A 12,378-nucleotide genomic window follows, 5' to 3' on the forward strand; every position below is an offset into this window, starting at 1 on the left:
ATGACGTGCACCACATCCGGCGTCTCAGGAACTGAGACGATGTCCGGTCCGGCGGGCCGTGCTCCTGCCCGTACAGTGAGACGCCGGGGAGGCGCGGACGGCGTCGCTCCGTCGTCGTTCTCGTGACACAGGCAGGCAGCAGCAATGGCGCTCAGCGTTTTCGACCTCTTCTCGGTGGGCATCGGCCCCTCGAGCTCGCACACCGTCGGCCCGATGCGGGCGGCCGCGACGTTCGCCGAGCGCCTGCGCGACGAGGGGCTGCTCGACCGCGTCGAGCGGGTGCACGCCCAGCTGTTCGGCTCGCTCGGCGCCACCGGGCACGGTCACGGCAGCGACAAGGCCGTGCTGCTCGGCCTGACCGGCGAGCGGCCGGAGACGTGCGACCCGCGCGCGGTCGAGAGCCAGCTGGCCCGGATGCGGGCCGACAAGCGGCTCGCCGTCCTCGGTGAGCGGGAGATCCGCTTCGACGAGGCCACCGACCTCGTCATGCACCGCCGCCGCACGCTTCCGCTGCATCCGAACGGGATGACGTTCACGGCATCCGACGGCGCCGGCCAGGTGCTGAGTGAGCGGACGTACTACTCCGTGGGCGGGGGCTTCGTCGTGGGCGGCGACGCCGACGGCGGCACGAAGATCGTCGAGGACACGACCCCGGTCGCCCACCCCTTCCGCACCGGCGACGAGCTGCTCGCCCTGTGCGCAGCCGAGGGCAAGTCGATCGCGCGCATCATGCTCGAGAACGAGCTGTCGTGGCGCACCGAGGCGCAGGTGCGTCAGGGGCTGCTCGACATCTGGGCCGTCATGAAGGAGTGCGTGGCCAACGGCATCGCCAACGAGGGCGTGCTGCCCGGTGGACTCCGGGTGCGCCGGCGCGCCCCCGAGCTGGCCCGACGGCTCAGCCTCGAGGCGGCCAGCGTCGACCCGTTGCGCGGCATGGACTGGATCACGCTCTACGCCCTGGCCGTCAACGAGGAGAACGCGTCCGGCGGCCGCGTCGTCACGGCCCCGACGAACGGCGCCGCGGGCATCATCCCGGCGGTGCTGCACTACTACTGCGACTTCGTCCCCGGGGCCGACGACGACGGCGTCGTCCGGTTCCTGCTCACTGCAGGCGCCATCGGCGTCATCTACAAGGAGACGGCGTCGATCTCGGGCGCCGAGGTGGGGTGCCAGGGCGAGGTCGGGTCGGCGTGCTCGATGGCTGCCGGCGCCATGGCCGCGGTGCTCGGTGGAACGCCGCGCCAGGTCGAGAACGCCGCCGAGATCGGCATGGAGCACAACCTCGGCCTCACCTGCGACCCGGTCGGCGGGCTCGTGCAGATCCCCTGCATCGAGCGCAACGCCATCGCGTCGGTCAAGGCCATCAGTGCCGCCCGCACCGCCCTGCGTGGCGACGGCTCGCACGTCGTCAGCCTCGACAAGGTCGTCAAGACCATGCGCGAGACCGGTGCCGACATGAAGGTCAAGTACAAGGAGACCGCCCGCGGCGGTCTCGCCGTCAACGTCATCGAGTGCTGACCGGGTACGACCTCCCTCATCACAGCAGAAGTGCCCGGGCTCCTGATGGCTCCGGCCGGGCCCGTCTCGGAGGCGGTACGCGATGGGGGAGACTGACGCGGTGCCGCACCTGTCCGTCGACGCCCACCGGGCAGCGCTGAGGCGACTGGTCGGCCCCGGGCGAGCCGTGACGGTGCCGCTCGACCGCGCGGCGTGCGGCCGTCGTCTCGCATCCGACCTCGTCGCGACCGACGACCTGCCCCGCTTCGACTCCTCGGCAATGGACGGCTACGCCCTCGGCCCGGGCGACGGCCTGACGTGGGCCGTCGTCGACGACGTCCCGGCGGGAGCCGTCCCGCGGGTCGCGTTGCGCACTGGCGTCGCCGCCCGCGTCATGACCGGGGCCCGGATGCCGGTCGGTGCCGTCGCCGTCGTGCCCGTCGAGCTGACCGACGCCGCCCGGACCGGCCCGGCGCCCGACTCGGTCACGGTCTCGGCCGTGCCGGAGGCCGGCCGCCACGTCCGCCGCGCCGGCGAGGACGTGCGCACCGGTGACGTCCTCGCCACGAGCGGCACCGAGGTGACTCCGGGGCTGCTCGCCCTGGGCCGGTCCGCCGGCTGCGCGGACGTCGAGGTGTGGGCGAGCGTCCGCGTCGCCGTCGTCGCGACGGGGAGCGAGCTCGTCGACCCGACGCGCACGGCCGGGCCCGGCGGCATCCACGAGTCCAACTCCGAGATGCTCGCCGCGCTGGCGGCCGACGGGGGGTGCGAGGTCGTGGAGGTGCTCACCTGCGACGACGACCCCGACCGCCTGCGGGCCCTGCTCGACCGGCTCGACGCGTCGGGAGGGGTCGACCTCGTCGTCACCACCGGTGGGGTGAGCGCCGGCGCCTTCGAGGTCGTGCGCCAGGTGTGCGAGCCGCTGCCCATCTTCTCGTTCGACCACCTCGCCATGCAGCCGGGCGGGCCCCAGGGCCAAGGGCGCTGGGGCGACACGCCCGTCGTGTGCCTGCCCGGCACACCCGTCGGGGCCTTCGTCGGCTGGCGGGTGCTCGTGCTCCCGGCGGTCGACGCCGGGCACGGCGTGCCGCCGCGCCCGGGTGTGGACGCGGTCTACGACGGGCCCGCTCGCACGTTCCGGCCGCGCACGACGCAGTTCGTGACCGCCGTGCACCACGCCGACCGGGGGACGGTGACGGTGCCCGACTCGCGCCACCTGCGGGCGCTCGCCGAGGCCGACTGCCTCGTCGAGGTCCCGCCCGAGGTCGACCGCCTCGAGCCGGGTGACGCCGTCGTCGTGCACCTCCTCGGGCGGCCCTAGGCTTCGCGGGTGACCGCCACGCTCGTCGCCAAGGACCTCTCCGGGGGTCACGCGCACCGCACCCTGTTCGAGCACCTCGACCTCACCGTCGCCCCGGGCGACGTCGTCGGCGTCGTGGGGGCGAACGGGGCGGGCAAGACGACGTTGCTGCGTCTGCTCGCCGGTGACGTCGTGGCGCTCGCCGGCACTGTCAGCACGGCCCCGCCCGACGCCTTCGTCGGCTGGCTGCCGCAGGAGCACGAGCGGCTCGAGGGCGAGACGGTCTCGGGCTACCTCGCCCGTCGCACCGGGGCGGCCGCGGCCACGCTGGCCATGGAGGCAGGGGCGGCCGCGCTGGGCACGGACCCCGCCGCCGACGAGGCCTACGCCACCGCTCTCGACCACTGGCTGGCCAGCGGCGCCCCCGACCTCGACGACCGTGCCCCCGCGGTGCTGGCCGAGCTGGGTCTCGACGTCGGCGGCGAGGCCCTCATGACCTCGCTGTCCGGTGGGCAGGCCGCGCGGGTCGCCCTCGCCGCGCTGCTGCTGAGCCGCTTCGACGTCGTGCTGCTCGACGAGCCGACCAACGACCTCGACCTCGCCGGCCTCGAGCGGCTCGAGTCCTTCGTGCGGGGGCTGCGGGCCGGGGTCGTGCTCGTCTCGCACGACCGCGAGTTCCTCGCCCGCTGCGTCACCCGGGTCGTCGAGCTCGACCTCGCGCAGAACGCGGTGTCCGTGCACGACGGCGGCTACGAGTCGTACCTCGACGAGCGCGAGGTGGCCCGCCGGCACGCCCGAGAGGCGTACGAGGAGTTCGCCGACACCAAGGCCGACCTCGAGCGCCGGGCGCGCACCCAGCGAGAGTGGAGCAGCAAGGGCGTGCGCAACGCCATGAAGAAGAGCCCCGACAACGACAAGATCCGACGGGCGGCGAGCATCGACTCGGCCGAGAAGCAGGCCCGCAAGGTGCGGCAGATGGAGTCGCGCATCGCCCGGCTCGACGAGGTCGACGAGCCACGCAAGGAGTGGAAGCTGCGGTTCTCGATCGGGTCCGCGCCGCGGTCGAGCTCGGTCGTCGCGACGCTGAACGAGGCGCGGATCCGGCTGGGGGAGTTCGAGTTCGGGCCGGTCTCGGCGCAGGTCGACGCCCGCGACCGCATCGGCATCACCGGCCCGAACGGGGCGGGCAAGACGACGCTGCTGCGCCTCCTGCTCGGACGCCTCACGCCGGATGCCGGGTCGGCCGGCCTCGGTGCCAGCGTGGCCGTCGGCGAGATCGACCAGGCCCGGACCGGGCTGCGGGAGGACCTGTCACTCGGGGACGCCTTCGGCGAGGCCGTGCCCGACCTCGTGCCCGCGGAGCGGCGGACGCTGCTGGCCAAGTTCGGCCTCAAGGCCGACCAGGTGGGCAGCCTCGTGAGTCGGCTCTCACCCGGCGAGCGCACCCGCGCGGCCATGGCCCTGCTCCAGGCGCGGGGCGTCAACCTGCTCGTGCTCGACGAGCCGACGAACCACCTCGACCTGCCCGCGATCGAGCAGCTCGAGCAGGCGCTGGACTCCTACGACGGGGCGCTGCTGCTCGTCTCGCACGACCGCCGGCTGCTCGAGAACGTGCGGCTCGACGCGCGCTGGCACGTCGACTCCGGCCGCGTCACCGTCGGCTGACCCGGCATCCGGCGCGGGTCGTGACGTCCCGCCCTCGACACCCTCCCTGACAAGGGTGTCGAGGACGGGACCACGGTCGGCGCTCGGCTGCGGGAAGGGCGCAGCGCTGCCACCCGAGGCGCCCGCCGGGCCACCCGTCACGGCGCCGGCGAACCTCCGCGCACACCATCGCGCACAGGGCCTGGATCTGGGCCGCCCGTTGCACGAACACGCAACGCGAAACCGCCCATACACGGACGTCTGAAACCGTCGAGAGGCCAGTTCGTGACGTCGGGGGTGCGTCGAGAAGTGGCCTCTCGACGGTCAGGGCACGTCGAGTGGCCAGTTCGTGACGTCGGGGGTGCGTCGAGAAGTGGCCTCTCGACGGTCAGGGCACGTCGAGTGGCCAGTTCGTGACGCCGAGGGGGTGTCGGGTCAGGCGCCAGTGGCCCAGGGCCCGAGCGGCGGGTCCCACTGGCGCACGACGCGCCGCAGGATGTAGCCGTTCTGCCAGTAGGGGTCCTCGTCGAAGGTCGTGGTGACGTCCTCGAGGCTGTCGGCCTCGACGACGATGAGGCCGCCGTTGACCGGCTCCTGGGAGGTCGGCTCGCCCTCGGACACCTCGTCGAGCGCCGGCTGGTACGCGCCGGCGACCCGTAGACCCGGCAGCTGCGCGAGCCAGTCACGGTGCTGCGGGCGGATCGTCAGCATCTCGGTGTTGTCGTCGGGGTAGGTGTAGTGGATCGCGAAGACGGGCACGTCGGCTCCTGCTCGGTGAACGGCGGTCGGGTGGTCGTGGGGTCAGCTGGTCGTGACGCGCTCGGCGCCGGCGTAGACGTTGAGGCGCGTGCCGCGGACGAACCCGAGCAGGGTGAGGCCGGCATCCTCCGCGGCCTCGACGGCGAGTGACGAGGGCGCGGACACCGCTGCGAGACAGGGGATCCCGGCCATGACGGCCTTCTGGGTCAGCTCGAACGACGCCCGGCTCGAGACCATGAGCACGAGACCCGTGCCGGGCAGGTGCCCGTTGAGGGCGGCCCAGCCGACCACCTTGTCGACGGCGTTGTGGCGGCCGACGTCCTCGCGCGCGACGAGCAGGTCGCCGTCGGCGGTGAACAGCCCCGCCGCGTGCAGCCCGCCCGTGCGCTCGAACGACCGCTGGTGGCGCCGCAGGGTGTCGGGCATCTCGACGACCACCTTGGCGGCTATCTCCGTGCGGTCGGACCGGATGTCGTGCGCGCTCGTCGTGCGCAGCTGTTCGATGCTCGCCTTGCCGCAGACGCCGCACGAGGAGTTCGTGAAGAACGACCGCGCCGCGGAGGCCGGCGGCAGCGCCACGCCCTCGGCGAGCGTGACGTCGACGACGTTGTACGTGTTCTCGTCGACCCCGGTCTCGCCGGAGACGACCGCGCCCTCGCAGTACCGCGCCATGCGCACGTCGTCAGCCGAGCGGATCAGCCCCTCACCGAGGAGGAAGCCGTGCACGAGCTCGATGTCGTGACCGGGCGTGCGCATCGTCACCGTGAGGGCCGAACCGCCGACGCGCAGCTCGAGGGGCTCCTCGACGCTGATGGTGTCGGGGCCGGTGCTCGTGGTCGCCGCCTCGACGTCGATGCGGGTGACCCGCCTGCGAACCGTGACCCGACCCATGGCTCCAGCGTGCCAGACTCGCCGCATGGTCGGCAGCGCGGGCACCCCCGGCACCGCGCCCGGCCACCCCGGCGCCGCCACCGTGGCCGTCGTGCTCACCGGCGGCCGCTCGAGCCGCATGGGCACCCACAAGCCTGCCCTCGACGTGGGTGGACGCACCGTGGTCGACCGGGTCGTCGCCGCCGCGGCCCCGTGGCCGGTCGTCGTCGTCGGCCGCAGCAAGGGGGTCCCTGCGGGCACCCGGGTGGTCGCCGACGCGCAGCCGGATGCCGGGCCGGTCGCCGCACTCGCGACCGCGCTGCCGTACGTGCTGGGGTCGACGGCCGACGTGGTCGTCGTCCTCGCCGGTGACCTGCCGCTCGTCAGCCACGAGCATCTCGAGCGGTTGCGGGAGCACGCTCTGCAGACCCCGCCCTCGCCGGCGGTCACCGCCGACCCGGACGGGCGTCTCAACTGGCTCTGCGCGGCATGGCCCACCGCCCTCCTGGCCGGTCGGCTGCGCGCGCTCGCCGAGGGCGACGGCGTGGTCGGCCGCAGCGTCCGCAGCCTCGTCGGCGACCTCGAGGTGCGACCGGTGCCCCACGACGGCGACGTGGTGGACGTCGACACCCCCGCCGACCTCGCGGCCGTGCGCGCCCTGCTGTCCGAACTGTCCAGATCCGATCCGGTTCAGCCGCAACGGGATTCGCGGCCTGGTGACGAGGCCGAGTCTGGGAGTGCGTCCGCAGACCGGTAAGCCCGACGTCGCAGAGCGGGAAAGCGCCGGCCAAGTCTCCACCTCCGGTTGGCAAAGAAACGGCAAGGCCGTTGACCCTCGCTCGTGACGGCTGCCAACGTCGCCCCCGGCCTCAGGGCGGTCGCCGACCACGCGATGTCCGGGCCCACGTCGAGCGGCGAGAGGCCGCTCCCTTCCAAGGAGAGACACGTGAACCGACTGAAGTCCGGGCTGGCGACCGGGGGCCTCATGGCCCTGGCGCTGGCCGTGTCGCCGGCGATCCCGGCCGGTGCCGCCACCAGCGCGACCGCCAGCACCGCCGGCACCGCGGCCGCCGCCCCCGCGGCCGGAAACGAGGCGACGCTGAAGGCGGCCGAGCAGGCGAAGGCGCCTGCGACGGCATCCGCCCTCGGCCTCGGCTCCGACGAGAAGCTCACCGTGCGCTCGGTCGTCACGGACGCCGACGGGGCCACGCACGTGCGCTACGAGCGCACGCTCGGCGGGCTGCGCGTCATCGGCGGCGACCTCGTGGCCCACCGCGACACGTCAGGCACGCTCACCGGCACGACGTACAACCTCCGCAAGGCCGTGCGGCCGGCCAGCCTCACCCCCCGCATCGACCGGTCGCGCGCCGAGGCGACCGCCGCGGCCACCTCGCGCGCCGCGGGCAAGCGCACCGGCGCCGGCGAGCTCGTCGTCTTCCAGGGCGCGACCGGGCCCCGCCTGGCCTACGACGTCGTCACGACCGGCGTCCAGGCCGACCAGACGCCCTCGCGCCTGCACACCGTCGTCGACGCGACGACCGGCGCGACCCTCACGAGCTTCGACGAGATCAAGCACGGCACCGGCCAGGGCATCTTCGTCGGCACCGTCAGCCTCGGCACGACCTCGAGCGGGGGCAGCCACCAGCTGCGCGACTCGATCGGCAACTACACGACCGACCTCAACGGGGCGACGTCCGGCACCGGCACGACGTTCACCGACGCCGACGACCAGTGGGGCAACGGCTCGGTCAGCAGCCGCCAGTCGGCCGCCGTCGACGCGCACTACGGCGCCGAGAAGACGTACGACTACTACAACACGCAGCTCGGCCGCGCCGGCATCTGGAACAACGGCACGGGCGCCCGCAGCCGCGTCCACTACGGCAGCAACTACTCGAACGCCTTCTGGGACGGCACCCAGATGACCTACGGCGACGGCGCGAGCAACACCCACCCCCTCGTCGAGCTCGACGTCGCCGGGCACGAGATGAGCCACGGCGTCACCGAGAACACGGCGAACCTCACGTACTCCGGCGAGTCGGGCGGCCTCAACGAGGCGACCTCCGACATCTTCGGCACCGCCGTCGAGTGGTACGCCAACAACCCCTCCGACACCCCGGACTACCTCATCGGCGAGGAGGTCAACCTCAACGGAAACGGCACCCCGCTGCGCTACATGGACAAGCCGAGCAAGGACGGCGCGTCGAAGGACTGCTGGAGCAGCTCGCTCAAGGGCCTGGACCCGCACTACTCGTCGGGCCCGCTCAACCACTGGTACTACCTGCTCAGCGAGGGCTCGGGCGCCAAGACCATCAACGGCGTCAGCTACAACAGCCCCACCTGCAACGGCGGCACCGTCACCGGCATCAGCCACCAGAAGGCCGAGAAGATCTGGTACCGCACGCTGTCGACGTACCTGACGAGCTCGAGCACGTACTCGAACGCCCGCACCGGCGCCGTCCGCGCGGCGAAGGACCTCTACGGCGCCGGCAGCGCCGAGTGCTCCTCGGTCGAGGCCGCGTTCTCGGCCATCTCGGTCGTCGCGACGAGCGAGACGTGCGGTGGCGGCACGACGCCTCCCCCCACCACCGGCACCGGCGTGACGAACGGCGGCTTCGAGTCGGGGCAGACCGGCTGGACCGGGAGCAGCGGCCCCATCACGAACGACTCCGGGCGCCCGGCGCACGGGGGCTCGTGGAAGATGTGGCTCGGCGGCAACGGCACGACCGCCAGCGAGAACGAGGCCCAGACCATCGCGGTCCCCTCGAGCGCGACGTCGCCGACGCTGACCTACTGGGTGCGCGTCGACACCGCGGAGACGACGACCTCGACGGCCTACGACAAGGCGACGGTCTCGGTCGGAGGCACCGCCGTCAAGAGCTACTCGAACCTGTCGTCGCCCAAGGCGACGTGGTCGCAGGTGACGGTCGACCTCAGCGCTTGGAAGGGCCAGTCGGTCTCGCTCAAGTTCGCCGCGACCGAGGACTCCTCGGCCCAGACGAGCTTCGTCTTCGACGACGTGGCCACCTCGTTCTGACCCGCCACCGTCGAGAGGCCGCGTCCTGACGCCGGCCCACCCGGCCGACCAAGCCGTCGACAGGCCACGTCCTGACCCCCGTCGGGACGTGGCCTCTCGACGTGCCGGCGAACACACCGAGCAATGAGGAGGTCCGCGAGTTGCAACACGCGGATCTGCTCATTGCTCGGTGTGTTCGCCAAGCCGAGCCGAACCGGGCCGAGCCAGGCAGGGGTGGATGCCGGGTGGCCCGGCCGGTGCCTCAGCTCGCGGGGGGCGTGGTCGGCGTGGTGCAGCTGGTGACGGCGGGCGTCGTCAGGGTCACGTCGGTGAGCAGGCCGTTCACCATGGTGCTGACGGACCCGAGGGAGGCGTCGGAGAGGTCGACGACCCGGCCGTGGTGGTCGGTCACCGTGACGACGATGGGGTCGCTGGGTCCGTTCGAACCGTCGAGGTCGCCGCCACCGGCAGGCACCCCGTCGTCGCTGCCCTGCCCGCTCACGCCGAGACCTCCGGGGGCCAGCGGGTCGACCTTCAGGATCTCGAGCGCCGTCATCATCTGCGAGCGCGTGGCGCCGCTCAGGGTGCACAGCCGGTCGTGCACCGACAGGGTGTTGACGATGACGCGGCCGTCGGCTCGCAGCGTGAGCCGGTCGTCGAACCCGGCGATGCCGCCGGTGCGGTGCACGGTCAGGGGGAAGATCGGGGCGGCCGACCCGCGACCGGCTCCGCCGACGTCGCCGCCCTGCACCCCGCCCACACCCGGGTCCCCGAGCCCGTCGAGACCGCCCACGCCGCCGCCGGCGGTGGGCGACCCGGACCCGTCGGACCCGTCGGGGTCGGCCGGCGCGGTGCTCGCGGTGTCGCCACCGGGCGCGCCGGAGCCGTCATCGGGCAGCACGGAGGCGCACCCGCCCAGAGCGAGTGCGCACACGGCCAGCCCTGACGCCAAGCCCTTCGCCCCCATGCCGTCCATAGTGCGCCATCGCCGCGCCCGATGCACGTCCGCGGCGTGGCGAATCGACCACCGCCGGCCGAACTTCGGGTGGCGGGCCGGCGTCGACGGGTGAAGGCTCGACGAGGCCCGGCAACCGGACCGGGCCTGATGCGACTGCGACGAGAGGGCGTCACGACGCCCGGAAGGAGGGGCTCGCGTGACAGACGACCTGAGCCCGACACCCACCCCCGACGACCCGGCCGGTGGCCCCAGACCCCCACGCAGGCGAGGACGGACGGCGGCCTTCGCCGTCACCTCGGTCACCTGCGCCGTGACCCTCGTGGCCGGCCTCGCCGCCTCCGGCTCCGCCGTGGCGGCCGCCGACTCGGGCGCCAGCGGTGCCCCGTCCGCGGTGAGCGTCGGCAGCGACGCCGGGAGCCGCGAGCGGGCCTTCGCCGCCGCCTCCCGCGAGTTCGGCGTGCCCCGGACCGTGCTCGAGGCGGTCTCGTACGCCCAGACCCGGTGGGACTTCCACCCCGGTCACAGCACGACCGGCGGCTACGGCCCCATGCACCTCGTCGACGCCGCCCTCGGCTCGCCCGCGGAGGGCAAGGGCCTCGGCACCCTCGGCACCCTCGGCACGGCGACGACGACAGCGACCGCGGGGGCGGACGGCACGGCATCCGGTGACGCCCGCCTCGCCGACACGCTCGGCCGCGCGGCCCGGTTGACCGGCCTGACGAAGGACGCGCTGCGCACCGACGAGCTGGCCAACATCCGCGGCGGCGCCGCGCTGCTCGCCGACACCCAGCGACGCCTCGGCCACCCGACGGGGGCCACGAGCGACGCGGGGCAGTGGTACGCCGCGGTCGCCGACGCCTCCGGCACGGGCGACCGGGCGGCGGCCGAGGGCTTCGCCGACGACGCGTACGCCGTCATCGCCTCGGGCGCCTCCCGCCAGACCGTCGACGGCAAGCGCCTCGGCCTGCTGCCCGCGAAGGTGACGCCCCAGCGGGGTCAGCTCGCCGGGCTCAAGCTGCGCGCCGGCGCGACGAACGGCCCGGTCGACTGCCCCAAGGCACTCGACTGCGAGTGGATCCCCGCGCCCTACGAGAAGACGGGCGAGGGGGCCGGCGACTACGGCAACCACGACCTCGCGAACCGGCCCAAGGCGCCGAAGATCACGAACATCGTCATTCACAACACGGAGGCGAGCTACGACACGACCCTGCAGCTCGTCACCGACCCGACCTACCTGGCCTGGAACTACACGCTGCGCTCGTCGGACGGCCACGTCGCGCAGCACCTCGCGCCGCAGGACGTCGGCTGGCACGCGGGCAACTGGTACGTCAACATGCACTCGATCGGCCTCGAGCACGAGGGCTACGCCGCGACGGGTGCCCTGTGGTTCAGCGAGCCGATGTACCGCTCGTCGGCGCGCCTCGTGAAGTACCTGGCGCGGAAGTACGACATCCCGCTCGACATGCAGCACGTCTTCGGCCACGACCAGATCCCGGGCGTGACACCGGCCAACGTGCCGACGATGCACTGGGACCCGGGTCCCTACTGGGACTGGGAGCACTACTTCCAGCTGCTCGGGGCGCCGCTGCGCCAGACGAGCGCGGCCGACCGCAAGGCCACCGACCTCGTGCGGATCCTGCCCCGCTACGAGAGCAACAAGCAGCCCGTCACCGGCTGCGAGACGACGTCGTCGCCGTGCGCCCCCCTCGGCACCAACTTCGTCTACCTGCGCTCCGACGCCAGCCCGACGGCCCCGCTCGTCAACGACGTCGGCCTCAAGCCCGACGGCTCGCCGGCCACGACGCAGGTGAGCGACATCGGCGCCCGCGCCCAGGCGGGCCTCGAGTTCGCCGTGGCGGAGCGCCGCGGCGACTGGACCGCCATCTGGTTCAACGGCGTCAAGGGCTGGTTCTGGAACCCGCGCAGCGCCCCGACGGCCCTACCCGTCAAGGGCAAGTACGTCACGCCCAAGGCGGGCCTCGCCTCGGCGCCGGTCTACGGCCGGGCCTATCCGGAGGCGTCGGCCTACCCGGCCGGCATCCCCGTCCAGGCCCTCGCGCCGCTGCAGTACACGGTCGCCGCGGGCCAGCGGTACGCCGTCGGTGACCTCACCGTGCCGACCGACTACTACCGCGCGACGACGTTCAGCACCGACACGCCCGACGACCACGTCGACGTCGTCGGTGGCGACCGCTACTACCAGATCAGCCTCGGCCACCGGTTCGCCTTCGTGCGCGCCGCCGACGTCGACGTCGTCCGGGCGAAGTAGCGCGGGCACGACCCGGCCACGACGCGAGGATGCCGGCACGCCCACCCGGGCGTGCCGGCATCCTCCAC

Annotated in this window: 9 protein-coding genes; 6 read left to right on the plus strand and 3 right to left on the minus strand. The window is 73.3% G+C overall.

Translation table 11 applies throughout. The annotated features are described in order from the left end of the window. Positions 1–144 precede the first annotated feature (144 nt). The 3 genes from DFJ68_RS16375 to DFJ68_RS16385 all read left to right on the plus strand — a co-directional run bounded on the left by DFJ68_RS16375 (position 145) and on the right by DFJ68_RS16385 (position 4,462). On the plus strand, positions 145–1,518 hold the full coding sequence (locus tag DFJ68_RS16375) for an L-serine ammonia-lyase (protein WP_121034646.1): 1,374 nt from the start codon (positions 145–147) through the stop codon (positions 1,516–1,518). 82 nt (positions 1,519–1,600) lie between these two features. Next, on the plus strand, positions 1,601–2,818 hold the full coding sequence (locus DFJ68_RS16380; RefSeq protein WP_245963707.1) for a molybdopterin molybdotransferase MoeA: 1,218 nt from the start codon (positions 1,601–1,603) through the stop codon (positions 2,816–2,818). 9 nt (positions 2,819–2,827) lie between these two features. Next, positions 2,828–4,462: an ABC-F family ATP-binding cassette domain-containing protein gene (locus DFJ68_RS16385; RefSeq protein ID WP_121034648.1), complete on the plus strand. Its 1,635-nt coding sequence runs from the start codon at positions 2,828–2,830 to the stop codon at positions 4,460–4,462. 414 nt (positions 4,463–4,876) lie between these two features. On the opposite strand, the gene DFJ68_RS16390 is transcribed toward DFJ68_RS16385, so the two are convergent. Beyond that, a complete protein-coding gene (locus DFJ68_RS16390; protein WP_121034649.1) occupies positions 4,877–5,200 on the minus strand; it encodes a YciI family protein in 324 nt (107 codons plus the stop codon). A 42-nt stretch (positions 5,201–5,242) separates the two neighbouring features. Beyond that, positions 5,243–6,091: a formate dehydrogenase accessory sulfurtransferase FdhD gene (gene fdhD, locus DFJ68_RS16395; RefSeq protein ID WP_121034650.1), complete on the minus strand. Its 849-nt coding sequence runs from the start codon at positions 6,089–6,091 to the stop codon at positions 5,243–5,245. Positions 6,092–6,116: 25 nt separating this feature from the next. On the opposite strand from fdhD, the gene mobA reads away from it, so the two are divergent. Beyond that, positions 6,117–6,827 carry a molybdenum cofactor guanylyltransferase gene (mobA, locus tag DFJ68_RS16400; RefSeq protein WP_170165804.1) on the plus strand — a complete coding sequence of 237 codons (711 nt, stop codon included), beginning with the start codon at positions 6,117–6,119 and terminating at the stop codon, positions 6,825–6,827. A gap of 189 nt (positions 6,828–7,016) precedes the next feature. Further along, positions 7,017–9,104, plus strand: a complete 2,088-nt coding sequence (locus DFJ68_RS16405) for a M4 family metallopeptidase (protein WP_245963708.1) — start codon at positions 7,017–7,019, stop codon at positions 9,102–9,104. A 241-nt stretch (positions 9,105–9,345) separates the two neighbouring features. Here DFJ68_RS16405 and DFJ68_RS16410 read toward each other — a convergent pair whose 3' ends face one another. Next, positions 9,346–10,017: a hypothetical protein gene (locus tag DFJ68_RS16410; protein ID WP_211333404.1), complete on the minus strand. Its 672-nt coding sequence runs from the start codon at positions 10,015–10,017 to the stop codon at positions 9,346–9,348. A gap of 220 nt (positions 10,018–10,237) precedes the next feature. Here DFJ68_RS16410 and DFJ68_RS16415 point away from each other — a divergent pair, with 220 nt between their 5' ends. Beyond that, the gene (locus tag DFJ68_RS16415; RefSeq protein WP_245963709.1) at positions 10,238–12,310 is read left to right on the plus strand and encodes an N-acetylmuramoyl-L-alanine amidase; all 2,073 of its coding nucleotides are present in this window, start codon (positions 10,238–10,240) and stop codon (positions 12,308–12,310) included. The last annotated feature ends 68 nt before the right edge of the window (positions 12,311–12,378 follow it).

Source organism: Terracoccus luteus (assembly GCF_003635045.1).
Taxonomy (GTDB): Bacteria; Actinomycetota; Actinomycetes; order Actinomycetales; family Dermatophilaceae; genus Terracoccus; species Terracoccus luteus.

Excerpts from the sequence above, each read along its gene's own strand:
- DFJ68_RS16375 (WP_121034646.1), top strand. The coding sequence starts at position 145 with ATGGCGCTCAGCGTTTTCGACCTCTTCTCGGTGGGCATCGGCCCCTCG.
- DFJ68_RS16380 (WP_245963707.1), top strand. The coding sequence starts at position 1,601 with ATGGGGGAGACTGACGCGGTGCCGCACCTGTCCGTCGACGCCCACCGG.
- mobA (WP_170165804.1), top strand. The coding sequence starts at position 6,117 with ATGGTCGGCAGCGCGGGCACCCCCGGCACCGCGCCCGGCCACCCCGGC.
- fdhD (WP_121034650.1), bottom strand. The coding sequence starts at position 6,091 with ATGGGTCGGGTCACGGTTCGCAGGCGGGTCACCCGCATCGACGTCGAG.